We start from the raw sequence: 24,348 nt of genomic DNA on the forward strand, positions 1-24,348 counted from the left end.
ATTCTATTTCACGGTGCGACGCTGACCTTGCTGCAGCTAGGCGTCGGAGTGGTGTGCGATTGTCGCGGTGGCCCTTCGAACGGCCTCATCGGGCACGTCCCGAACCAGTTCCTCAAGATAGGCGTAACGCCGCAGCCATTGTTTGTGCACGCCTTCTCGCACGCCATTCATCTTGTGCCACCAGTCAGCGATATCACCCCAGCCAGGCGCTGCTAAGGAGCCGCCCACTTGCTGCACCGACAGCGAAGCACAAAGGTTGGCAAAGCTCAGCCGGTCAGCCAATCGCCACCCCGCTACGGTCGCCATCACAAAGGCGGCACCAAAGCAGTCACCAGCCCCGGTGGGGTCCCAAGCGTTGACGGGGAGCGCGGGAACCCACTCTTCCTCTCCCGTTTCGGAGTCGACCGCCATCGCGCCCTGCTCACCCACTGTCACCACGGCCACCGGCACCCGGTCGGCCAGCGAGTAAAGCGCGCCCCACGGATCGTCGGTCCGGGTGAACGCCATCGCTTCCGCGGCGTTGGGCATAAAGGCGTAGAAATGTTCGAGACTCTTCAGAGTTTCCTCAGGCCAGAGCCCGCTCGGGTCCCAGCCGACGTCGCCGAAGAGTTTGGTTCCCTGTTTTTGTGCGGTGAGCGCCCAGGGCTCCAACTCGGCTTCGACCGGCACCACTGCGGCTAAGGCTTTCGGCGGTTTTGCGCCGAAAAGTTCGGTTGCGGTCAGCGGTGAGGGGTGGCAGTGGCTAACCATTGAACGATCCTTATGCACCGAGAGCGAGACAGTGACCGGGGAATGCCAGCCGTCAAAGCGGCGTGAATGGCTCAGATCAACGTGCTCCTGATCGCTCAGAATGGTCCAGTTGGCATCGCCGTAGCCGTCGTCGCCGAAGGCCGCCGTCAAACTGGTGTTCAGGCCGAGTCGACTGGCGGCGATTGCCTGGTTGGCCACCCCACCCGGGCAGGAGCCCATCCCCTCGCTGAAAACTTCGGTACCTTTTTGCGGCAGATCCGCGAGTCCGGTGAAGATAATGTCAAAATACACCGAACCGGTGAGAATCAAATCTACCGATGGGGAGTCCGCACCGCGTTTGCCCGCGAGCGGATCGAATCTTTTCCGATTACCATGCTGCTCCATCAAGGAAGTTTACCTCCCTCTTCAACCGTCCTCGTGGCCCGTCATTGCCCCACCTCAGGCCGCCGAGTGTGCAGATCTACATCTTAAAACCCACTCAAAAGCTGTTTATCTGCACACTCATTTTTGTACCCACTTTCCCAGTGGCGCTATTAGGAGAGAATGAGGATATGCGATTGCTGATTGTGGGTGGCGGCGGCTTCCGGGTTCCGCTGGTGTATCGGGCGCTCAGCATTGGGCCGCAGGCCGGTCTAATTGATTCCGTGGTGCTCTATGACACCGATGCCTCACGGCTCACCGCGATAAGAGCTGTACTCGATGCGATGCCTTTCCCCGGCCCGCCGATCACCCTGGCTGACTCCTTAGCCGCAGCCCTGCCAGACGTCGACGTGGTCTTTGCCGCCACCAGAGTCGGCGGCACCGAAGGCCGGGTGCTGGACGAGCGAGTGGCGCTGAAACACGGACTGCTCGGCCAAGAAACCACCGGTGCGGGCGGGATCAGCTATGCCCTGCGTTCAATTCCCTACATGCTGAGCCTGGCTCGCAGTCTCCGCGATTTGGCTCCCCAGGCCTGGCTGATTAACTTCACCAACCCCGCGGGCATGGTCACCCAAGCGCTCAGCCCGGTCCTCGGTCACCGGGTGATTGGGATCTGTGATTCGCCAATCGGACTGATCCGCCGGTCTGCCCTGGCCTCCGGATTCCCGCTCCAGTCCGGGAATCTGAGCGGGGTGGATTACCTCGGTCTGAATCACTTGGGTTGGCTACGTGGCCTGAAGCACGACCACGTCGATCATTTGCCGGCGCTGCTTGCCGCGCCGGAGCGGCTCGCTAGCTTCGAGGAAGGCCGGCTCTTCGGAGCTGAATTCTTGCGTTCGCTCGGCTCGCTGCCCAACGAATATTTGTTCTACTATTACCGCCGCACTGAGGCCATCCGAGCGATTCAAGCCTCAGCACAAACCCGGGGCGAATCCATCGCGGCCGCCCAGCAACAGCTCTACCCCGAGCTGACTGGGCCGGAAGCTTTTGACCGCTGGGAAGCCGCCCGCAGGGCACGCGAAGAGGGTTATCTCGCCGAATCCCGGGTCGGGTCGACTGACGCCGGGCCCGTGGCAGGCCTCGAAGCCGGATCCGAGGCCGCGACTGGCATCGGATCGACAGCCAACTCCAACTCGGCAGCGACCGGACAGCGCGATGAAGCAGATCTGCTCGGCGGCGGCTACGAAGAGGTGGCTCTTTCCGCAATGGCAGCACTGCTGACCGGAAAACGTACCGAACTGATTCTCAATCTGTCCAACGCCGGTACCATCACTGCACTCCCCAACGATGCGGTGATCGAAGTGCCTAGCAGTATCGACGCCACCGGGGCGCGACCGTTGCCGGTGCACAGCCAGCCAAATCTTCATCAGTTGGGCCTGATGGCGCAACTCAAAGCGGTCGAAACCGCCGTGGTTCGGGCGGTGGTTGAGGGAGACCGCAGCCAAGCCGAACTGGCTTTTGCCTTGCATCCGCTAGTTGGCGACGAGCAACTCGCCGCTACCCTGCTACGCGACTACGAAGCCGCCTTCCCAGCCCTCGGAAAGCTCTGGCGCTAAGCCTGTCCAGGCCCTCGGTCAACGTCGTCGGGCACCATCACCAGCCCCGCAACCCACCCCGCCAAGGAAGAGTCTCGCTACCCTTTCATTGCCTTATTGGCCGCTTCCTGCGCTTGCTTCAGGCCTGATTCGACCGGGGTGCGGCCCAGGAAGATCTCGTTGAAGATCGGTTTCCAGGCGTTGAAAGCGGCCCCGTAATTGACGCCGGTCGGCGCGCTGATTGTCTTGCCCTGTGCAGCCTTAGCAAACTGGCTGACATCGATGTTCTTCGCCTTCCAGAAGCTGTCATAGGCCTGCTGTGCGTCCTTTACAGCGGGGACAGCCGCCCCTTCGGCACCGGTGAACTTCGCACCATCTGCGGACCCCAGCCATTGCAGCACCTTGGTGGTGGCGTCCTTATGACTGGTTTTCGCATTCCCGGCAGCGATGATGTTGTTCACCACCGAAACAGCTCCTGCCGGGCCGCTGGGCATCGCGGCAATAGCCCAAGGAAATTTAGCCCCGTCGGAGACATTCTTCAGGTTGTAAGTACCTGATTGGAAGAGCGCAATTTTGCCCTGGATGAACTGGTCTCGCATAAAGTCGCCGTTGTCGTTGCTATTCGCTGCCCCGGGCGAGACGTGGTACTTGTTGATCAAATCGACGATGTATTGGAAGGCCTGGGCGCTCTGTGCTGAATCGAAGACAAAGTTTTCGCCGTCCTGGAAAGCGCCGCCGTTCTGCCCGATGAAGTTGTAGTAGATCGCTTGCAGATCCTGGCTCGCGTTGTAGCCGTACTGCACGATTTTCTTGGCGTCGAAGGCTGGATCGTCGGCGCTCCGACCAGCCGAATCCAGCGTCAGCTTCTGCACCGCTTTGAGGAAGGTGTCCTTCGACGGGTCGCTCGGGTTCCATTGCAGATTTTCCAGCGAGACCCCGGCCTTGCTGACCAGGTTTTTGTTGTAATAGAGCCCGATGCCACCGTCGGTGAGCTGGGGAACGCCCCAGAGCTGATCCTTACGGGTGTATTGGTCGATCGCAGCCTGCACCCACCCTGACTTCTCCGAGTCGAAATCCGAGCCGATCGGTAACAAGGAGCCGTTGTCGGCGTAGGGCTGGAAGTAAGAGGAGGACACCCAGAAAATATCGTCCGCATTGCCTGCCGAAACGTCGGTGCGAAGCTTATCGAAATAGGTCGCGTAGGGCTCCAAAACCGTTTTGACGGTGATGTTCGGATTCTTCGATTCAAACTCCTTGAAGGACGCTTCGTAAGCCTTCTGCACCTGTTCATCCCACAGCCGGACGGTCACCGTGACCTTATCCCCCGAGGAATTGGAGTTATTGTCCGCAGCCGGGGAGCATGCCGCCGTCCCCAGCGTTAGGCCAGCGATCGCAGCGAGCGTGACGCCGCGCAGCACCGACGCCCGGGTAATTAGTTTCGAGCCCTTCATTGACTAACTCCTATTTGAATCCGGTGATTGCTATTGAGGAAATAATGCTCTTTTGGAAAATCGCGAACAGGATCAGCAGCGGCGCCATCGCAATGGTGGTCGCTGCCATCACCAAGGTCCAGTTGCCGTTGTACTGAGTTTGCAATCCGGCGGTGGCCACCGTGACGGTCTGCCAGGTCTTCCCGCTGGTGATAATCAAAGGCCAGAGGAAATTGTTCCAGTGGCTCACGACCGTGATGATGGTCAGCGTGGCCAGAATAGGTTTGCTCAGCGGGATCACGATGGAAAAGAGAATCCGAATAGTGCCAGCACCATCCAAGCGGGCCGCGCTGATCAGGTCTTCCGGAATCGCCCTGAAGTACTCGCGGAGCAAGAAAATCGCATAAGGAGAGCCGAAGACGAAGGGCAGCACCAGGCCCCAGAACGTATTTCGCAAGCCCAACTGGGAGAACATCGTGTAGAGCGGGATGACGGTGACCACTTGGGGCACCATCAGGGTCGCCAAATAGACCCAGAACAGCGCATCGCGGAAGCGGAACTCCACCCTGGCGAAAGCATAGGCAGCAAGCACCGAGAAGAGCAGCTGGCCAATAACGATGACGATAACGATCTGCGCGGTCACCACCACCGGGGCAATAAAGTTTCGGTCCCCGCTAAAAAGTGAAGCGAAGTTCTCCAGCGACCAAGGGTTCGGTGGTGTCAGCGCTGGTTCACCAGCGAATTGATTGGGCGTCTTGAAAGCCGTCATCAGCGAAAGCAGGAAGGGCGCCACTGTGACTATGAAGCCGAGCAGCAAAAGCAGGTAGATCCAGCTGCCACGCAAGATTTTTCGCGGGAGTGACCTACTAGGACGACGGGGCACCGGGGTCTGAGCAGGAGCGTCGAGTTTAGGAGAGGTCATAGGTGATTCGCCTCCTGAAATACAGTTGCTGCCCCAAGGTCACCACGATCAAGATGACAAACAGCACCAAAGCCATCACCGCAGCGTGGCCCAGATCAAAGCTCTGGAAAGCGGTGGCATAGATTCTAGTGGCGATCACATCGGTACTGCCCTGCGGCCCGCCCCTCGGTGTCAGGGCGTAAATGCTGTCGAAGGCTTGGAAACTTGAGATGATTCCGGTCACCAGCACGAAGAACATCGTCGGTCGCAGCAACGGCAGTTTAACCGAGAAGAAGATCTGCGTAGCATTGGCCCCGTCAACCTTCGCGGCATCAATCATCTCCTGCGGAATGGCAGCCAACCCCGCCATGAAGAACAGCGTGACGTAACCAACCTGCGACCAGATGCTCACCGCGGCCACTGCGGGCAACGCCAGTACCGGATCGCTCAGCCACTGGATGTCCTGTCCTAGGACGGCGTTCAGCGCGCCATCGGTCGGTGCAAAAATCCATTTCCACACCACACCAAGGGCAAGCGGCGCGCAAATCCAGGGGATCACATAGATCACCCGGAAAAAGGCGGAGCCCGGTAAACCACGACTGAGCAGTGAGGCGGCAAAAAGTCCTAAGACGGTTTGTAAGGGAATGACCAGCACAACGAAAAACACCGTCACCAGCAAGGAATGCCCGAAGGTCGGGTCACTGAAAACATCTCGAAAATTATCCAGCCCCACGAAGACCGCCGGGTTCAGTAAATCCCAGCGCTGCATGGAGAGCCAGATCACCACCAAAATGGGCAGCAACAGGAAGGCAAGGATGCCAAACAGGCTGGGGGCGAGCAGGGCATAACCAATGCCGGCCTCACGACGCGCCATTCAGATCCTCCCCAGTGTTCGATCAAACCGGCCGCTCTGGCCGAACTCGCAGAAAACTATTCCTAAACTAGTCCCAAACTCGCAGTGACGCTCGTATCTGCCAGCGGTTTGTCATCTGAGGCAATCAGTGAGCGGAGATTTCGGCAATTTCCACCACCCGGCCAGCCCGGGAATAATAGTTCGGTAGAGCTTCGTGGCGTTCTTCCCGACGAGGCATTAACCGGGCCGCTGCAGAGGAGAAGCTATGCACATCATGATGCTGTGCCTGCATACCTCTCCGCTCGCACAGCCCGGCTCAGGTGACGCTGGCGGGATGAATGTCTATGTTCGCCAGCTCTCCCTTCACCTTGCCGCTTTGGGGCATAGCGTTGAGATTGTGACGGCGGCTAGCGGCCAGGATACCGAACTCGCCCCGCGGGTCAGCGTCCGACATTTGGGACTGACAAATCACCCTGGGCAAGCTCTCAGCAAGGAAGAACTCCCGCGATTATTACCGACCATCAGTGGTCTGCTGAGCACGGCCGAATCCTTGAGCGGCCGGCAGACCGAGCTAATACATTCGCATTACTGGCTTTCCGGACTGGTCGGGCTGACGCTGGCTCAGCAATGGCAGTTACCGCTAGTGCATTCAATGCACACTATGGCCAAGGTGAAAAACCAGCACCGGGCCGCCGGCCAATCGGCTGAGCCAACCCGACGCGCGCTCGGCGAAGAACGTATTGTCGCAGCCGCGGATCGCCTGATCGCGAATACCGCGGCCGAGGCAGCGCAACTCGCTCAGCTCTACGGTGGTTGTCAGGATCAAATAGCGGTGGTGCCGCCGGGCGTCGATCTAGAGACCTTCCGTCCGCCAGTCAGTAAAATCAACGCCGCCGAGGACTCCGCCCTGCAGATTGTTTTCGCCGGGCGATTGCAGCGTCTGAAGGGACCACACTTGCTGCTGGGAGCTCTTGCCCAGCTTCGCAGCACTCGTCCTGAGTTGCGCTTCCAGCTGACAGTTATTGGCTCCCAGAGCGGCAAGCAGCACTACGATTTGCCGGCCCTAGCCAAGGAACTCGGCGTGGGCGAACAGGTTCGCTTCCTCGAGCCACTCCCGCCGTCAAGCCTGGCCCAGCAGTTCGCCGCTGCCGATGTGGTGGCGATGCCCTCGTCCTCAGAGTCATTTGGTCTGGTGGCGCTGGAAGCGCAGGCTTGCGGCACCCCGGTCTTGGCCACCAACGTCGGCGGTCTGAGTCAAGCGGTAATCGATGGCGAGACCGGCTATTTGGTGAATGGGTTGAGCGAATCCGACTGGGCTGCGGCCTTGGAAAAGATACATCTGCTGGGTGCCGCGGGACGAGCCGCGATGGGCCGAGCCGGGGTGCAGCATGCTGGCCGGCATTCCTGGCAGCACACCGCCGAACGGACGATTGAGATTTATCGCTCTTTACCCGGAGCAACTGAGGATAAACCTCAGAACCTGGGGTAAGTTGGCAATCGGGCCACACCATGTGCCGCCATCAGCTCATCGATTCGTTCCGCGACGACCTCGCGAACACCTGGAGGATCTGTAGACAATGACGTCAACCGTTCAAGTACTCTCTGACTTAGAAATCGCTCAGCAGGCAACGCTACAACCCATCGCCGATATTGCTGAAGCAGCCGGTGTACCGGCGGCGGCCTTCGAGCCGTACGGAAAGTTCAAGGCGAAGCTCAATGTCGAGCAAATTCCCGATACCGGACGACGTGGCCAGGTCGTCCTGGTTTCAGCGGTTTCGCCTACTCCGGCAGGCGAAGGTAAAAGCACCTTGACAGTGGGTCTTGCCGATTCGCTCAGCAGGGCATTCAGCCAGGACGGCTCGGGGCGACGCGCCATGATCGCCTTGCGAGAGCCCTCACTAGGCCCCACTCTCGGCATGAAGGGCGGGGCCACCGGCGGCGGCTATTCTCAGGTATTGCCAATGGAAGAGATCAACCTGCACTTCACCGGCGATTTTCACGCCATCACCACGGCTAATAACGCCCTCTGCGCGCTGATCGACAACCACATTTATCAAGGTAACGCGCTCAACATCGACCCTCGACGGATCACCTTCAAGCGAGTGCTGGACATGAATGACCGGGCACTGCGCGAAGTGGTGATTGGGCTGGGCGGGCCAACCCAGGGCGTGCCCCGCCAGGACGGTTTCGACATCACCGTTGCTTCCGAGATCATGGCGGTTTTCTGCCTCTCCAAAAACCTTGAAGAACTCAAGGAACGGATTGGCCGGATCACCTTCGGCTACGACTACCAGCGAAAGCCGCTGACGGTGGCGGAACTCGGCGTTGAAGGTGCGCTCACGCTACTACTCAAGGAAGCGCTGAAACCCAATTTGGTGCAAACCATAGCAGGCACCCCAGCGCTGGTACACGGCGGCCCTTTTGCGAATATAGCGCACGGCTGTAACTCGGTGATTGCCACCTCACTAGCCCGCAGGCTTGCCGATGTGGTGGTCACCGAAGCCGGTTTCGGTGCCGATCTCGGCGCCGAAAAGTACCTCGACATCACCTCCCGCGCCGCCGATATCGCCCCGGACGCGGTAGTTTTAGTGGCCACCGTGCGGGCCCTGAAAATGCATGGCGGGCTGGCCAAGTCCGAGCTAAGCACTCCGAATCTGGCCGCGCTGCAAAAGGGCGTCGCCAATTTGGAACGGCATATCGCCAATGTCCGGCAGTTCGGCTTAGACCCGGTGATCTCGATTAACCGCTTCTCAGCAGACTCCGCTGAGGAGCTCGATTGGCTGGTCTCCTGGTGTGAGTCGCAGCAAGTGGCGGTCGCAGTCGCCGACGTTTGGGGACGCGGCGGTGGCGGCGACGGCGGCGATGAACTGGCAGCCAAAGTACTTAAAGCATTGGCAACGCCGAACCAGTTTGACCACCTTTATCCGCTGGACTTACCGGTGAAAGAAAAGATCGAACTGATCGCCGGGCAGATCTACCGGGCCAGCCAGGTGGAGTTCGCGCCAGCGGCATTGAAACGGCTCGCTGAAATCGAGGCCAACGGCTGGAACTCTTTGCCGGTCTGCATTGCTAAGACCCAGTACTCCTTCTCCGACGACGCGACGCTGCTGGGCGCGCCCTCCGGTTTCACCCTGCACGTCCGGGATCTGGTGCCTAAGACTGGCGCGGGCTTCGTGGTGGCACTCACCGGAGCGGTGATGACAATGCCCGGCTTACCGAAGATACCCGCGGCGCTGGCGATGAACGTCGACGCCCAAGGCCGCGCGGTAGGCCTGAGCTAAGCTCCGTTTTAGACGCAGCTGGGCCCGGCACCATCCGATGCCGGGCCCAGCTGTGCCTAACCGTTAATGAAGTCTTCGACCGCTTGCCGGGCCAGGTCGTCAGCTTGCTGTTCGGGTGGCGACTTCATGAAGTAGGCGCTGGGCGCCAGAAGCGGCCCGCCGAGGCCACGATCCAGGCCGATCTTGGCCGCGCGGACGGCGTCGATGATCACCCCTGCCGAGTTGGGCGAATCCCACACCTCCAATTTGTATTCCAGCGATACCGGAGCATCACCGAAATTACGTCCTTCGAGACGGACGAAGGCCCACTTCCGATCATCCAGCCAGGCGACATAGTCAGAGGGCCCAATGTGCACGTCCCGCTCGCTGAGCGCGGCTGAGGTGTTGGACGTTACCGCCTGAGTTTTGGAGATCTTCTTAGATTCCAGCCGGTCACGTTCCAGCATGTTCTTGAAGTCCATATTGCCGCCGACATTGAGCTGATAGGTGCGATCCAGGATGACACCACGATCTTCGAAGAGCTTTGCCATCACCCGGTGGGTAATGGTGGCTCCTAGCTGGCTCTTGATATCGTCGCCGACGATGGGCAGCCCGGCTTCGGTGAACTTATCGGCCCACTCCTTGGTGCCAGCAATAAAAACTGGAAGCGCATTGACGAAAGCACAACCCGCGTCAATAGCGGCTTGGGCATAGTGCTTAGCGGCTGCTTCGGAACCCACCGGCAGATAACAAACCACCACGTCGACCTCTGCGGCACGCAACGCAGCCGCGACATCGACCGGGTTCTGGGTGGATTCTTCGATGGTTTCCCGGTAGTACTTGCCCAGCCCATCTAAGGTTGGCCCGCGTTGCACCTGCACTCCGCTGTGTGGCACCTCGGTGAGCTTAATGGTGTTGTTCTCGCTCGCCAGGATGGCCTCGGAAAGATCCAAGCCAACCTTTTTCGCGTCCACATCGAAAGCTGCGACAAAGTGCACATCGCTGACGTGATACTCGCCGAAGCGCACATGCATCAGGCCTGGCACGGTGTCCGCCGGGTCGGCCTGCCGGTAATAATGAACGCCTTGCACTAGCGAGGAAGCGCAATTGCCGACGCCGACAATGGCAACACGAATGGGACTGCCTGGATGAGTAGGCACAGCTCTCCTTAGGAACGGTGAAATGAGTACTTAGACGCCGGCGCTGGCGTCATCAATGGCGGCGATCTCGGCGTCCTCGAACTCAAGCTTGGCCGCACCGGCCAGGTTGGCTTCGAGTTGCGAAACGCTCGAGGCACCCACCAGCGCCGAGGTCACCGAGCCAGCTGCTTGCTCACGCAATACCCAGGCCACCGACATTTCCGCCAATGACTGGCCACGCGCGGCGGCAATTTCGTTCAGCGCCCGCACCGCTGCCATCTTTTCCTCGGTCAGTGAGCTCTCTTTGAGGAAATGTCCGGTAGCGGCCCGGGAATCCGCCGGCACACCCTTGAGGTAGCGATCGGTGAGCACACCTTGAGCGAGCGGGGAGTAAGCGATTGAACCGATGCCCTGTTCGGAAAGCACCTCAAGCAGCGAAGAACCGCTGTTATCGGGGCGTTCGATCCAACGGTCGAAGATGTTGTAATTGGGCTGGTTGATCACCATCGGAGTACCCAACTCGCGCAGGATCTTGGCAGCTTCCAAGGTTTGCGAGGCGCTGTAGTTAGAGACACCAACATAGAGCGCCTTACCAGAACGCACCGCCTGATCCAGCGCCGACATAGTCTCTTCTAGCGGGGTCTCCGGGTCCGGACGGTGGCTGTAGAAGATATCGACGTAGTCAAGTCCCATTCGCCGCAGCGACTGGTCCAGACTTGCCAGCAGGTACTTACGCGAACCCCACTCCCCATAGGGTCCGTCCCACATCAGGTGACCGGCTTTGCTTGAAATAATAAGCTCATCGCGATACGGCCGGAAGTCCTCGCGCAGGTGGCGCCCAAAGTTACTCTCGGCGCTGCCCGCAGGCGGGCCGTAGTTATTCGCCAAATCAAAGTGCGTGACGCCGAGATCGAAGGCTCGACGCAGCACCGCCCGCTGATTTTCAAAAGGTTTGTCATCACCGAAGTTATGCCAGAGGCCCAGCGAAACAGCTGGCAATTTCAGTCCGCTACGACCAAGGCGGCGGTAGGGCAATTCGGCGTATCGGGATTCGGCGGCGCGGTAGCTCATGGCTCCATCATGTCACGGTTGCCGGGCACCAGATGCCAGCGAGGAATCAGCTGGAGAGGCCGCTTGGCGTCGAAAGACTTTCGTCGTCTGAGAGGCTCATCCGCCTCGGGCAACCACAGGATTCCCGGATGGTCAGCTCCGCGTTAAAGCTCAGCTTCGTTCGTTCACCGCCCTGCCCGGCACCGGAAATCAATAGCTCAACGGCGGCCTCGGCCATCGCGTTGACCGGCTGCGCCATCGTGGTCAGCGATGGAAAGCTGAAGGCAGACTCCGGAATGCCGTCGAAGGCCACTAAGGCAATATCGCGAGGAACGTGCTTATCGGCTTCCCCAGCGGCTCTTAAGAAACCCATCGCCTGCTGATCTGAGGTAATGAAGACCGCTTCCGGCGAATCCGCGCGAGCCAACATCCGACGACCCGCCAGATAACCTCCAGTCAGGCTAAAGTCACCAAACTCGACCGGCCCTTCGGGCAGGCCTGCCGCGCTCAATGCTGATTTCCAGCCGGAAATTCGGTCTCCGTCTCCGGTGACAAACTCGTCCTCTCCGACGATCAGTCCGACTCTCCGATGGCCATGTTCGATTAAGTGCGTCACCGCCTGATAGGCCCCTTGAAAGGAGTCGACGCCAACGGTTGCTATTCCCGGCGCACTAGAACGGTCTAAAAACACCATCGGCAGACCGGGCAAAGCCTGTTGCAATAATGAAGCACCTTGGACGCAACTTGATACCAGTACGCCATCTACGCCACGGGCTTCCAATACCCGCAAATGAGCCGTCTCAATATCAACGTCAAGGTCCGAACTCGTGGTCAGCAGGGCAAAGCCCTTGGCCAAAGCCGCCCGTTCCACCGCCCGGGTTACCGCGGCAAAATAGGGGTTGCTAAGGTCCGGCACTACCAGGCCGAGAGTTTGAATGCTGCCGATTTTTAGTGATCGGGCCACCGCGTTCGGCCGGTACCCCAGAGTGTCGATAGCGCGCCGCACTTTATCAGCGGTCTCCGGCGCGACCCGCTTGGGACCGTTATTGACAACATAGCTCACCACGGCGGTGCTAACGCCCGCTAATTCCGCCACGTCACGTCGGGTGGGTTTTGCTTTAATAGGGGGTTCTGAGGACACTCTGAGCGATTCCAGGAGGTCAAAAAGCTGGCCAGATTTACTTAGCTATCCTAGCAGTGTTATTGCACTTCAGACCCTGAATGACCGCGGAAGTAATCGATACCTAGCAGCTATCCCTGCGAAGCTAGCGAGGCCGCAACCGAATGATCTGGATCGCTCGCGAATTTATCGTGGGCACGGAGCACCAGCAAGGACCTCGGCTGGGCGTTGAATCGCGAGCCCGCCGTCAGCACATCACTCGCCAGTTGTTGGGCGGCGGTATCGATCAGCAGATCCCAGCGCTCGGCGTATTCTGCGGGTGGCAAAGTGAATTCGACCTGATCCTGCTGCGCGTTGAAGTAAAGCAGGAAATGCGCATCCGAAATGCCGCGTCCGCGCTCGTCAACCCCCGAAATGGCATCCCCGTTCAGGAAGACACCGATACTGCGGCCGAAGCCGTTCCCCCAGTCCTCTTCAGTCATAGAACTGCCATCGGTGTCCAGCCAGACCAAGTCCGGCAGCCGCTCTCCGATGCCACGGCGCGCAGGCCGGCCGTCGAAGAACCGCGAGCGCCGGAAAGTCGGGTGCTCGCGACGCAGCTTGCTGAGCGCCGCGGTGAACTCGATCAGTGGCTGGTCGGCCTCGTTCCAGTGCAGCCAGGTCAGTTCAGAGTCCTGACAGTAGGCATTGTTGTTACCTTGCTGGCTGCGGCCTAGTTCATCACCGTGCAGCAGCATCGGCACACCCTGCGAGAGCAGCATGGTGGCGATGAAATTGCGTTGCTGCTGGGCACGCAGTGCAAGCACCTGCTCATCTTGGCTTGGCCCCTCGACTCCGCAATTCCAGGAGCGGTTGTGAGACTCCCCGTCGTTGTTGTTCTCACCGTTGGCCTCGTTGTGCTTCTCGTTGTAGGAAACCAGGTCCAGCAGGGTGAAACCATCATGGGCGGTGACGAAGTTAATTGAGGCGACCGGGCGACGGCCTGAGTGCTCGTAGAGGTCAGAGGAGCCGCTGAGCCGTGAGGCGAACTCGCCAAGCGTCGAGGGTTCACCCCGCCAGAAATCGCGCACCGTGTCTCGATACTTGCCATTCCATTCGGTCCATTGCGGCGGAAAGTTCCCCACCTGGTAGCCGCCAGGGCCAACGTCCCAAGGCTCGGCGATCAGCTTGACCTGTGAGACTACCGGGTCCTGCTGGATGAGCTCGAAAAAGGTGGAGAGCTTATCGACGTCGTAAAACTCGCGGGCCAGGGTGGACGCCAGATCGAAGCGGAAGCCATCGACGTGCATTTCGGTCACCCAGTAGCGCAACGAATCCATCAGCAACTGCAAGGAATGCGGATTGCGCACATTGAGTGAATTCCCGGTGCCGGTGTAGTCCATGTAGTACTGCTGATCGTCGTCCACTAAGCGGTAATAGGCGGCGTTATCAATACCTCGGAAGCTCAGCGTGGGGCCTAGTTGGTTCCCCTCAGCGGTGTGGTTGTAGACGACGTCGAGGATCACCTCAATACCGGCGCGATGTAGGGCACGCACCATCGCCTTGAAGTCCTGAACTTGCTGGCCTTGGTCGCCGGTGGAGCTGTAGCTGTTATGCGGGGCGAAAAAACCAATCGTGTTGTACCCCCAGTAGTTGCTGAGCCCCTTGTCCAGCAGCACACTATCCTGCACGAATTGATGCACCGGCATCAGCTCAATCGCGGTCACCCCGAGCTTCTTCAAGTGAGCGATCACCGCCGGGTGGGCGACGCCGGCGTAGCTGCCTTTTTGCTCCTCGGGCACCTCGGGATGCAGCTGAGTGAGGCCTTTGACGTGGGCCTCGTAGATGAAGGAGCGGTGGTAAGGGGTGCGGGGTGCTCGGTCACCGTCCCAGTCGAAAAAGGGGTTGACCACGACGCCGAGCATCATATGAGGGAGTGAATCATCATCATTGCGCTTAGTGGGATCGGCGTGATCGTAGGAGAACAGCGCATTGTCCCAGTCGAGTTGGCCCGCCACAGCCTTGGCATAAGGATCGAGCAGCAGCTTGTTTGGATTGCAGCGTAGTCCCCGCGCCGGATCGTAGGGCCCTTCAACTCGGTAACCGTATTTTTGGCCGGGCTGCACCTGCGGTAAATAGCAGTGCCAGACATAACCGTCGACCTCGGTGAGCGGGATCCTCGTTTCGATCGGTCCCTCAGCGCCGTCCTCAATCAGACAAAGCTGTACTGCCTCCGCCACTTCACTGAAAATGGCAAAGTTAGTACCATTGCCATCAAAACTCGCCCCTAAGGGGTACGCTGCTCCCGGCCAAATTTCCATGCTGCGCTCCCCATCTGCGTGAAGATTTCTTCCTGCGGATAAGAGTATCGCGGAGCCAGCCGGAGGCGAATCCGACCCCGGCTCAGCTCGTTCCTCGGCTAACTCTTACCCCTCCCCACGGAATCCCGGGATTCCGTGGGGAGGGACGGCTTAGCCCGGTGAACACCGGCATTCGGTGGGTGAGGGATATCGGAGATGTGTCAGCTCGAAATTAGACCCGCACTGCTCGACGGCGCTTACAGAACCAGGCAATCAGCGCGCCTATGATCAGCGTGATCACGATATACAGGGTGATGTAGAGCCCCCCAGCCGGATCGAGCGCCATCTGAACTGATTCATTGGCGTGCGTGTTTTTCCGACCACCGCCCAGGATCAAGAACCAGAACAGCCCCAGCAGCAGTGAACCGACGGTGACCAGCCAGGCCAGGCCACCAGCCAGCGAATACTTGCGGAAGAGGGTGAAAATCACGGCCAGCACGATGAACAAAAGATGGACCCCAACCGCCCACACGATCGGCAAATCTGTCGAGTCGATTTCCACGCTAACGCCACTCCTTATTTATTTGAAAATTGAACTAAATCAGTATTGTCAATACGGTATCTCTTTCACAAGGGCTAGCGCCGAAAAGATGCTCTGTTACGGCAGCCACGGAAGAAGCGGCGACAACAGCACGAACACCAAAGACATCTCTGCCAACCGGCCCGCAACGTTCCAGAACATAACGCTCAACACGAACCTGCGGGGCGCATTTGCCAACCTGGACGAGATCTACCTGGCTTGGCGGCCGACGAAAGTAGACGGCCTAGAACATCCCGGGAATCGTGAGGAGCGAAGGAAAAACTGGCGTCATATAAAAAGCAAAAAAGGACCACATAGGATGCGTCATCCCCCGCAGCCAATCTCCTGCCAAGAGCGACCCGTCAAGCCGAATGATTCGCAATAACTTCCTATTCGCGTCACGCCACTCCTCCTTCTTCCATTTGGAACGGTAGATGATACTTGACCAAAGCCAAAGACTGACAAACAACGACCCAAAAACAATAGATGGGGAAAGAATCTGGAACCAGATGTACGAAAATAATTCGGAAAAATTGTCTCCTGAGCGCAATATTGAATTATATTTTTCTAGAATCATTTGCGAAACAAAGAAACCAACGCACAGCATCACTGCACCTTTGAAGAACTTCAAGAGAGCTGAGGCGCGTGACAGGAGCAGATTTCTTTCAGACCAAGGCCTCGGAGCTGGGCTCATCGCGATGAGCCCACATCCAGCGAGAAAACTTAGGACCATGACAAGCAACGGAACGATCATTAAAAATCTTAGAGCACCGACAGCATGCACAACGAGCAAAGTTATTATAACTATAATATATGCCGCATACATCCCAAGAGGACTCAAAAAACGTCTAATCCACTTTCGATCTAAGAGTCGGAGAATCTCACTCCAAGGAATTTTTTCTAAGAAAAATTGACTTGATTCATTCATATCAGGATCGTATCCTCACTCACCGACAAAATTGCTCAACGAGGAATCAGTGATTCATTGAGATGAGGTGGCGGAGTCCAACGAGCGGGTTGCTTCGGAGGAGCCGACTATCAGGAATTCCAAATCAGAGCGAGTTAGCAAATAAGTAAGATCTCAGCGTCACAACACACCGCTCCTAACGAATGAGCACCACAGTGTCTATTGCATAAAGTTCGGCGCAAACCGTGCGTCGCATTGCTTGTATCCACCTGAAACCAACACACTCCAGGCATCAGCGTTCCATACATACCGCACCCGCACTCAATGGATAGTTTTGGCCTAGCCTGCGCACTGTGTGAGAATGGTCACGAACAATTGAAATGCCAGCGATCCGCGGCGGGAGAGACCTTCTGCCACCAACCGGGCAGTGGGCGCCGTAGGAGCAAACCCTCCCCGGGAATCTCTCAGGCCCCTGTACCGCCGCGACGAGGCAACTCTGGAAAGTAGTTCGACCCCAACCGGGTAGAACTCACCGACGGTGCAAGCGAAGACAGCTTCGCGGAATCTCTCAGGTCCCATTACAGAGCGGGGAGGAACTCAACCCGGCAGCCTGCTGCCCTCAGATTGGAGTTCCGTGAGTCAAGACACTATTGCCTCAGCCCCCGCAGTGGAGACCGAAACCACCGAAACCCTCTTCGCCGACCGACACATTGGTGCTCGCCGCGCCGCAGATATTGCGCAGATGCTCAAGACCGTCGGCCATGACTCGGTCGATGCACTGGTGGACACCGCCGTGCCGGAGAGCATTCGGCAGCAGAACCCGCTGACTCTGCAACCAGCGCTGAGCGAGGTCGAGGTGTTGGCCAAGCTGCGTGAGCTAGCCGCCAAAAATAAGACCGCCGTGCAGCTCATCGGCCAGGGCTACTACGACACCGTGACTCCCCCGGTGATCCGCCGCAATATCCTTGAAGATCCCGCCTGGTACACCGCGTACACCCCTTACCAGCCGGAGATCTCGCAGGGCCGCCTCGAGGCACTGCTGAACTTCCAAACCATGGTCGAGGATCTCACCGCACTGCCGATCGCCAATGCCTCGCTACTGGATGAAGCAACCGCCGTCGCCGAAGCTGTGCTGCTGATGCGTCGTTCGAACAAGAAGTTGGAATCCGGCGTCATCGTGCTCGACGCCGATGTGCTGCCGCAAACCATCTCGGTAGTGCAGGGCCGCGCCGAAGCCCTCGGCTTCGAGGTCGTGGTGATTGACCTGGCCAGCCAGGGGCTGCCGGAAGGCGATATCTGCGGCGTCGTACTACAGCAGCCTGGCGTCTCCGGCACCGTGCACGATCACGCCTCGCTGATCACCGAGGCCAAGGAACGTGGTGCCCTGATCACGGTGGCCGCTGATCTGCTGGCCCTGACCTTGATTGTGCCGCCGGGTGAGCAAGGCGCTGATATCGCGGTTGGCTCGGCTCAGCGTTTTGGCGTGCCGCTGTTCTTTGGCGGCCCGCACGCCGCTTATATGGCGGTGCGTAAGGGCCTGGAGCGTTCGCTGCCCGGCCGCCTGGTCGGTGTTTCCAAGGATGACGCCGGCACCCCTGCCTACCGCTTGGCTTTGCAGACTCGCGAGCAGCACATCCGCCGCGAGAAGGCCACCTCGAATATCTGTACCGCGCAGGCACTCTTGGCCATCGTGGCCAGCATGTACGCGGTCTACCACGGCCCCGAGGGCTTGAAGTGGATCGCCCAGCGCACCCATCGTCACGCCGCAACGCTGGCAGCATCGTTACGCGCCGCTGGCGTGGAGGTGCCGAATGAGAATTTCTTCGACACCATTACCGTGAAGGTGCCGGGCCGCGCAGCTGAGTTCCTTGCCGCAGCCGAAGCTAAGGGCCTAAATTTCCGTCCCGTCGATGCTGACACCCTCGGTATCTCCTTCGATGAGACCAGCACAGGTGCAACCGTCGAAGCCGTCGCCGGTGTCTTCGGGGCCGGCCTCATCGCCGGAGACCTTCAAATCAGCGAGGGCTTGCTGCGCAGCTCCGAGTACCTAACGCACCCGATCTTCCACAGCCACCGCTCGGAAACCCAGATGCTGCGCTACCTGCGCAAGCTCTCCGACCGGGACTTGGCGCTTGATCGCACCATGATCCCACTGGGCTCTTGCACCATGAAGCTGAACGCCACGGTGGAGATGGAAGCCATTTCCTGGCCGGAATTCGCGGGCATCCACCCCTTCGCTCCGGACTCGCAGACAGCTGGTTGGCGTGAGCTGATTGAAGACCTGGAAACCGAACTAGCCACCATCACCGGCTACGACCAGGTTTCCATCCAGCCAAATGCCGGCTCGCAGGGCGAGCTCGCCGGGCTGCTGGCGATCCGCGGCTACCATCTCTCGCGGGGCGATCAGCAGCGCAATGTCTGTCTGATCCCGGCCTCGGCGCACGGCACCAATGCGGCCTCGGCTGTGCTGGCCGGGATGAAAGTGGTAGTGGTCGCTACCGCCGCTGACGGCACCATTGATCATGATGATCTGCAGGCCAAGATCGACGCCAATGCCGAGCAACTCGCCGCAATCATGATCACCTATCCCTCCACGCACGGCGTGTTCGACGCCGATGTGCGTCAGGTCTGCGATGCCATCCACGCTGCCGGCGGTCAGGTCTACATCGACGGGGCCAACCTCAATGCGCTCGTTGGCTTGGCACAGCCCGGTCAGTTCGGTGGCGACGTCTCGCACCTGAACCTGCACAAGACCTTCTGCATCCCGCACGGCGGTGGTGGTCCCGGCGTCGGCCCGGTCGCGGCTAAGGCGCACTTGGCCCCGTTCATGCCCGGCAATGCGAACGCGGCCGATCATCAGGGCGCTGGGGTGCCGATTTCGGCGTCTAAGTACGGCTCCGCCGGGGTACTGCCGATCTCTTGGGCTTATGTGAAGCTGATGGGCGGCGACGGCCTGACCGAAGCCACCCGCAGCGCTCTACTGGCCGCTAACTATGTGGCAGCCAGCCTGAATGACTACTTCCCGGTGCTCTACACCGGTAACGGTGGACTGGTGGCGCACGAGTGCATCCTAGACCTCCGCGAATTGACCGCGAAGACCGGGGTTACCGCCGAAGACGTCGCCAAGCGCCTGATCGACTACGGGTTCCACGCTCCGACGCTAGCTTTCCCGGTGGCCGGAACCTTGATGGTCGAGCCGACCGAGTCCGAGGACTTGGGCGAAATCAACCGCTTCATTGCAGCGATGATCTCAATCCGCGGTGAAATCGATGAAATCGCCGACGGTAAACTAGCCGTCGAGGACTCTGCCCTACGGCTTTCCCCGCACACCGCCAACGCCGTGGTGAACGACGCTTGGGATCGCAAGTACAGCCGCGAGCAGGCCGCTTTCCCGCTGCCGACGCTCCGGGTCGATAAGTACTTCCCCCCGGTTGGCCGGATCGACGGCGCCAACGGCGACCGCAATCTAATCTGCTCCTGCCCACCGCCGGAAGCGTTTGAAGCGAGCGAACTAGAGCACAACGCCCCGGTCAGCAACGCACTCAATGGTGCTGCCAGCATCGACGAATCCGCTTCCTTCAAGGGCACCAGTGCCCGCGAGAACAGCTTCTGAAAGGTCTTGACAGTTGACACTTAAAGAAACAGCCCTGCACGCCGAGCACGCTAAGCTCGGCGCCAGCTTCACCGATTTCGGTGGCTGGGATATGCCTTTGAAGTATCAGAGCGAGCTGGCCGAGCACCACGCGGTGCGCCAAGGCGCTGGCCTCTTTGACCTCTCCCATATGGGCGAAATCTGGGTCCGCGGTGCGCAAGCCGCCGCTTTCCTTGACTACGCACTGGTCGGCAACCTCTCGGCAATCGCTGTCGGCAAGGCAAAGTACTCATTGATCTGCACCCCCGAGGGCGGCATCATTGACGATCTGATCAGTTACCGCCGCCCGGCGTTGGTTGACGGCGAGGACGCCTATCTGGTGGTGCCGAATGCTGGCAACGCCGATGCGGTCTATGCCGAGTTCGTGACACGCTCCGAAGGCTTCGACGTCGAACTGGACAACGTCTCCGCGCAGACGTCGCTGATCGCCCTGCAGGGTCCGGAGTCCGAGCGAATTCTGCTCAGCCAGGTCCCAGCCGAGCAGGCCGAAGCGGTCCGCGAACTCAAGTACTACGCGGCCACCGAGGTCACCGTTGCTGGGCTCCCTATCCTGCTGGCTCGCACCGGCTACACCGGCGAGGACGGCTTCGAGTTGTACATTGACAACTCCGAGGCCGCGCTGCTCTGGAATGCCCTGCTGACTGCCGACGAGACGGTCACCCCGTGCGGCCTGGCCAGCCGGGACTCGCTCCGACTCGAGGCCGCAATGCCGCTGTACGGCAATGAACTCGGCTTGGAAGGTAACCCCTTCGAAGCCGGTTTGGGCCCGGTAGTCTCCCTGCCGCCGGCGAAAACCGCCAAGGAAGGCGACTTTGTCGGCAAGGAAGCGCTGGCGAAGATCAAAGCCGAGCGAGCGGAATCTTTGAGTGGCAAGCGTGTCCTGGTCGGCTTGCAGGGCCAGGGACGTCGCGCCGCTCGCGGACACTACCCGGTGCTACTTAATGGCGAGACTATCGGCGAGGTGACCTCGGGGCAGCCCAGCCCGACGCTCGGTTACCCGGTGGCACTGGCCTATGTCAGCGCCGAGCACGCCGAACCCGGCACCGAACTGCAGGTGGATTTGCGCGGTAAGGCCGAGCCGTTCACCGTGGTCGCGCTACCGTTCTACAAACGCCCCGCTAATAAATAACTCGAACAGCTGGTTTCGAGCGAGGAACTTGCTCGAAACCAGCTAAACTCGCTGAGCGGCGAATCGCGGCTCAGCCCATCAAACCTTCACGGAAAGAATTCTGAGATGACCAAAGTTGTTCCTGAACTGCGTTACTCCGCTGAGCACGAATGGGTTGCCGCTGACGGCGACGGCCCGGTGACCGTTGGCGTTAGCGCGGTCGCCGCGGAAGCCCTCGGCGACATCGTGTACTTGGATCTACCAGAAGTTGGCAGCACCATCACCTCGGGTGAAAGCTGCGGCGAGATTGAATCCACTAAGTCCGTCTCGGACCTGTACGCCCCGGTCAGTGGCGAAATCACCGAGATCAATAATGACGCCGTCGGCGATCCCGCCGTCGTCAACCAGGACCCCTATGGTGCTGGCTGGCTCTTTAAGGTCAAGGTTAGCGAAGAAGGTCCGCTGCTCAGCGCCGCCGAATACGCCGAAAAGAACGGAGCCGAGCTGTGAGCACCGCGGCCGAAACTCTGAAGCACCTGAACGGCACACTAGCGCAGCTCGATCCGGAGATCGCGGCCAAGCTCGACGACGAGCTTTCCCGGCAGCGGCAGGGACTAGAGATGATCGCCTCCGAGAATCACACCTCGGTCGCGGTCATGCAGGCGCAGGGCTCGGTGCTGACGAATAAGTACGCCGAAGGTTACCCGGGACGCCGCTACTACGGTGGCTGCGAGCACGTTGACGTGGTCGAGCAGCTGGCGATTGACCGGGTCAAGGCTCTTTTCGGTGCCGAGTACGCCAATGTGCAGCCGCACTCCGGCGCTCAGGCCAATGCTTCGGTGATGCACGCACTGCTCACCCCCGGTGACACCATCATGGGCCTCAACTTGGCGCATGGTGGTCACCTAACCCATGGGATGCGGATTAACTTCTCCGGCAAGCTTTACAACGTGGTGCCCTACCAGGTTCGTGAAGAAGATCACCTGATCGATATGGCTGAGGTTGAGCGGCTGGCTCAGGAACACCAGCCCAAGATGATCGTGGCCGGCTGGTCCGCCTACGCTCGTCAGCTGGACTTCGCCGAGTTCCGTCGGATCGCCGATTCGGTCGGTGCTTATCTGATGGTGGATATGGCTCATTTCGCCGGCTTGGTGGCTGCTGGCTTGCACCCCTCGCCGGTGCCGCACGCCCACGTCACCACCTCCACCACGCACAAGACGCTGGCTGGGCCCCGTGGCGGCATCATTCTGAGCAACGACGCTGATATTGCCAAAAAGCTAAACTCCGCTGTCTTCCCGGGCCAGCAGGGCGGGCCGCTGGAACACGTGATCGCGGGTAAGGCGGTTGCTTTCAAGATTGCCGCTTCCGAGGAGTTCAAGGAACGTCAGCAGCGCGTGCTGGAAGGTGCCAGCATTCTGGCCGAGCGGCTAGTGCAGGATGATGTCAAGGCTAAGGGCATCTCGGTGGTGACCGGCGGCACCGATGTGCACCTGGTGCTGGTAGATCTTCGCGACTCCGAGCTGGACGGTCAGCAGGCCGAGGATCGTCTGGCGCAGATCGATGTCACGGTGAATCGCAATGCGGTGCCCTTTGACCCGCGGCCGCCGATGGTGACCTCGGGGCTGCGGATCGGCACCCCGGCGTTGGCTTCGCGCGGTTTCGAAACCGCAGCCTTCACCGAAATTGCGAACATCATTGCCGAAGCGCTGATTGCCGACGCCGATACTGACCTCTCGCCGTTAGCGGCTCGGGTGCAGGCTCTGGCCGAGGCGCACCCGCTCTACCCGGACGTCGCTCCGCTGAGCTAAACGTCTCCCCTCGGCTTCGTGGTGGCCCACTGACGTGGCATTTATCACCACGAGGTCGAGGTTACGGATAAAGACTCGATAGATCAGAACAGGACTAGGATCAAACTGTGGCTATAGGTGTTTTCGACCTCTTCAAGGTCGGCATCGGACCGTCGAGTTCGCATACGGTCGGTCCTATGCGTGCTGCGGCAGTTTTCGTCGAGGAATTGCGAGTCAAGGGCTGCCTTGACCAGGTCGCTGGCATTCGGGTGGACCTTTATGGTTCGCTCGCCGCCACCGGCCGCGGCCACGGCACGATGACGGCGGTGCTGCTCGGCTTAGAGGGCCACTACCCTGATTTGATCCTGCCCGCCGAGGTTGAGGAAAGACTCGCCTCAATGGCGGAAACCGGCGAGATTCGGTTGGCCGGAGAAAAGACGCTCAATTACACGGTTGAGGATATGGTCCTGCACCCGTTGACCATCCTGGATCGGCACACTAACGGGATGAAGTTCGCGGTCTCCGACGCCGCTGGCAACCCGTTGCACGAAGCGACATTCTTCTCGGTGGGCGGCGGCTTCATCGTCCGCGAAGGTGAGGAGCAAGCCGCCCTGCAGGAACTCGAAGAGACCCACGATGAGCTGCCGCTGCCGTTCCGCACCGCTGCTGAGCTGCTTCAGCATTGCACCAATCGAGGGCTGCGGATCTCCGAAGTAATGATGACCAATGAGCTGGATTCGCAAACCGAACAAGAGGTGCGGGACGGTCTGAAGCATATTTGGTCGGTGATGGAGGACTGCGTTGAATCCAGCCTCGGTCGCGAAGGCTTGTTGCCCGGCGGCCTCAAGGTACGGCGTCGCGCACCAGACTGGCGTGACCGCTTGCTCAAAGAAGACAAAGATCGTGATCCCAAATACTGGCAAGAATGGGTGAATCTGATCGCCTTGGCAGTCAACGAAGAGAACGCCTCCGGTGGCCGAGTAGTTACCGCGCCGACCAACGGTGCCGCCGGCATCATCCCGGCTGTGCTCTATTACGCGCTCAACTATGCCCCCGGGATGGAAAACGCCAGCCAGGAAGACAAAGACGACGTCGTGGTCCGGTTTTTGCTCGCGGCTGGTGCTGTCGGAGTGCTGTACAAGGAACAGGCCTCGATTTCCGGCGCTGAGGTCGGCTGCCAGGGTGAGGTCGGTTCGGCGTCGTCAATGGCAGCCGCTGGCTTAGCCGAGGTAATGGGCGGCTCCCCCGCCCAGGTGGAGAACGCCGCCGAAATCGCGATGGAACACAATCTCGGGCTGACCTGCGATCCGATTGGCGGACTCGTTCAGGTGCCCTGCATCGAGCGAAACGCCATTGCCGCCGCGAAGGCGATCAATGCCACCAAAATGGCGCTCTGGGGCGATGGCGAGCACCGAGTCTCGCTCGATGAGGTCATTGTGACGATGCGTGAGACCGGCAAAGACATGAGTAATAAGTACAAGGAAACCGCGATGGGCGGCCTCGCCGTCAACGTGGTGGAGTGCTAAAGAGCTGCAACTGCGGTTGATCATTCTCCGTTAAGCCCCCTGCAAGGGCTG

At 59.6% G+C, this 24,348-nt stretch carries 19 protein-coding genes and 1 riboswitch; of the genes, 8 read left to right on the forward strand and 11 right to left on the reverse strand.

Annotated elements, in window-relative coordinates; all coding sequences use genetic code 11:
- Nucleotides 1–36 precede the first annotated feature (36 nt).
- Complete coding sequence (locus UM93_RS09305; protein ID WP_045075166.1) at nt 37–1,134, reverse strand: PfkB family carbohydrate kinase; 1,098 nt, start codon at nt 1,132–1,134, stop codon at nt 37–39.
- A gap of 167 nt (nt 1,135–1,301) precedes the next feature.
- Between UM93_RS09305 and UM93_RS09310 the strand changes: the two genes are divergently transcribed.
- Complete coding sequence (locus UM93_RS09310; protein WP_045075167.1) at nt 1,302–2,726, forward strand: family 4 glycosyl hydrolase; 1,425 nt, start codon at nt 1,302–1,304, stop codon at nt 2,724–2,726.
- A gap of 77 nt (nt 2,727–2,803) precedes the next feature.
- Here the strand turns inward: UM93_RS09310 and UM93_RS09315 are convergent, their stop codons facing one another.
- From UM93_RS09315 to UM93_RS18030, 4 genes are all read right to left on the reverse strand, one after another.
- A complete protein-coding gene (locus UM93_RS09315; RefSeq protein WP_052663716.1) occupies nt 2,804–4,156 on the reverse strand; it encodes an ABC transporter substrate-binding protein in 1,353 nt (450 codons plus the stop codon).
- A 10-nt stretch (nt 4,157–4,166) separates the two neighbouring features.
- Nucleotides 4,167–5,057 carry a carbohydrate ABC transporter permease gene (locus tag UM93_RS09320; protein ID WP_082057080.1) on the reverse strand — a complete coding sequence of 297 codons (891 nt, stop codon included), beginning with the start codon at nt 5,055–5,057 and terminating at the stop codon, nt 4,167–4,169.
- Nucleotides 5,044–5,910, reverse strand: coding sequence for a carbohydrate ABC transporter permease (locus tag UM93_RS09325; protein WP_045075168.1), 867 nt, complete (start codon nt 5,908–5,910; stop codon nt 5,044–5,046). The genes UM93_RS09320 and UM93_RS09325 overlap by 14 nt, the downstream gene beginning before the upstream one ends.
- 124 nt (nt 5,911–6,034) lie before the next feature.
- On the reverse strand, nt 6,035–6,160 hold the full coding sequence (locus tag UM93_RS18030; RefSeq protein WP_267884317.1) for a hypothetical protein: 126 nt from the start codon (nt 6,158–6,160) through the stop codon (nt 6,035–6,037).
- On the opposite strand from UM93_RS18030, the gene UM93_RS09330 reads away from it, so the two are divergent.
- Nucleotides 6,155–7,378, forward strand: a complete 1,224-nt coding sequence (locus UM93_RS09330) for a glycosyltransferase (protein ID WP_045075169.1) — start codon at nt 6,155–6,157, stop codon at nt 7,376–7,378. The genes UM93_RS18030 and UM93_RS09330 overlap by 6 nt on opposite strands.
- 88 nt (nt 7,379–7,466) lie before the next feature.
- Entirely contained in the window at nt 7,467–9,170 is a 1,704-nt protein-coding gene (locus UM93_RS09335; RefSeq protein ID WP_045075171.1) for a formate--tetrahydrofolate ligase, read from the forward strand.
- 56 nt (nt 9,171–9,226) lie between these two features.
- Here the strand turns inward: UM93_RS09335 and UM93_RS09340 are convergent, their stop codons facing one another.
- The 6 genes from UM93_RS09340 to UM93_RS09365 all read right to left on the reverse strand — a co-directional run bounded on the left by UM93_RS09340 (nt 9,227) and on the right by UM93_RS09365 (nt 16,245).
- Nucleotides 9,227–10,309 (reverse strand): inositol-3-phosphate synthase, encoded by a 1,083-nt coding sequence (locus UM93_RS09340; protein ID WP_045075173.1) that lies wholly within the window; start codon nt 10,307–10,309, stop codon nt 9,227–9,229.
- A gap of 30 nt (nt 10,310–10,339) precedes the next feature.
- Nucleotides 10,340–11,359, reverse strand: a complete 1,020-nt coding sequence (locus UM93_RS09345) for an aldo/keto reductase (RefSeq protein WP_045075175.1) — start codon at nt 11,357–11,359, stop codon at nt 10,340–10,342.
- A 46-nt stretch (nt 11,360–11,405) separates the two neighbouring features.
- The gene (locus UM93_RS09350; RefSeq protein WP_234399283.1) at nt 11,406–12,434 is read right to left on the reverse strand and encodes a LacI family DNA-binding transcriptional regulator; all 1,029 of its coding nucleotides are present in this window, start codon (nt 12,432–12,434) and stop codon (nt 11,406–11,408) included.
- A 155-nt stretch (nt 12,435–12,589) separates the two neighbouring features.
- On the reverse strand, nt 12,590–14,758 hold the full coding sequence (glgX, locus tag UM93_RS09355; RefSeq protein WP_045075177.1) for a glycogen debranching protein GlgX: 2,169 nt from the start codon (nt 14,756–14,758) through the stop codon (nt 12,590–12,592).
- Nucleotides 14,759–14,969: 211 nt separating this feature from the next.
- Nucleotides 14,970–15,299 carry a hypothetical protein gene (locus UM93_RS09360; RefSeq protein WP_045075179.1) on the reverse strand — a complete coding sequence of 110 codons (330 nt, stop codon included), beginning with the start codon at nt 15,297–15,299 and terminating at the stop codon, nt 14,970–14,972.
- A gap of 262 nt (nt 15,300–15,561) precedes the next feature.
- On the reverse strand, nt 15,562–16,245 hold the full coding sequence (locus UM93_RS09365; RefSeq protein ID WP_045075181.1) for a hypothetical protein: 684 nt from the start codon (nt 16,243–16,245) through the stop codon (nt 15,562–15,564).
- Between the two features lie 366 nt (nt 16,246–16,611).
- A riboswitch (glycine riboswitch) is annotated at nt 16,612–16,714 on the forward strand.
- Nucleotides 16,715–16,858: 144 nt separating this feature from the next.
- Between UM93_RS09365 and gcvP the strand changes: the two genes are divergently transcribed.
- The 5 genes from gcvP to UM93_RS09390 all read left to right on the forward strand — a co-directional run bounded on the left by gcvP (nt 16,859) and on the right by UM93_RS09390 (nt 24,297).
- Nucleotides 16,859–19,837, forward strand: coding sequence for an aminomethyl-transferring glycine dehydrogenase (gene gcvP / locus UM93_RS09370; RefSeq protein WP_422784938.1), 2,979 nt, complete (start codon nt 16,859–16,861; stop codon nt 19,835–19,837).
- Between the two features lie 13 nt (nt 19,838–19,850).
- The gene (gene gcvT, locus UM93_RS09375; protein WP_045075182.1) at nt 19,851–21,005 is read left to right on the forward strand and encodes a glycine cleavage system aminomethyltransferase GcvT; all 1,155 of its coding nucleotides are present in this window, start codon (nt 19,851–19,853) and stop codon (nt 21,003–21,005) included.
- A 105-nt stretch (nt 21,006–21,110) separates the two neighbouring features.
- A complete protein-coding gene (gene gcvH / locus UM93_RS09380; RefSeq protein ID WP_045075184.1) occupies nt 21,111–21,494 on the forward strand; it encodes a glycine cleavage system protein GcvH in 384 nt (127 codons plus the stop codon).
- Complete coding sequence (gene glyA / locus UM93_RS09385) at nt 21,491–22,792, forward strand: serine hydroxymethyltransferase (RefSeq protein WP_045075186.1); 1,302 nt, start codon at nt 21,491–21,493, stop codon at nt 22,790–22,792. The genes gcvH and glyA overlap by 4 nt, the downstream gene beginning before the upstream one ends.
- Before the next feature lie 107 nt (nt 22,793–22,899).
- Nucleotides 22,900–24,297 (forward strand): L-serine ammonia-lyase, encoded by a 1,398-nt coding sequence (locus tag UM93_RS09390; RefSeq protein WP_045075187.1) that lies wholly within the window; start codon nt 22,900–22,902, stop codon nt 24,295–24,297.
- The last annotated feature ends 51 nt before the right edge of the window (nt 24,298–24,348 follow it).

It is taken from the genome of Psychromicrobium lacuslunae, from assembly GCF_000950575.1.
In the GTDB taxonomy this organism is placed as follows: domain Bacteria; phylum Actinomycetota; class Actinomycetes; order Actinomycetales; family Micrococcaceae; genus Renibacterium; species Renibacterium lacuslunae.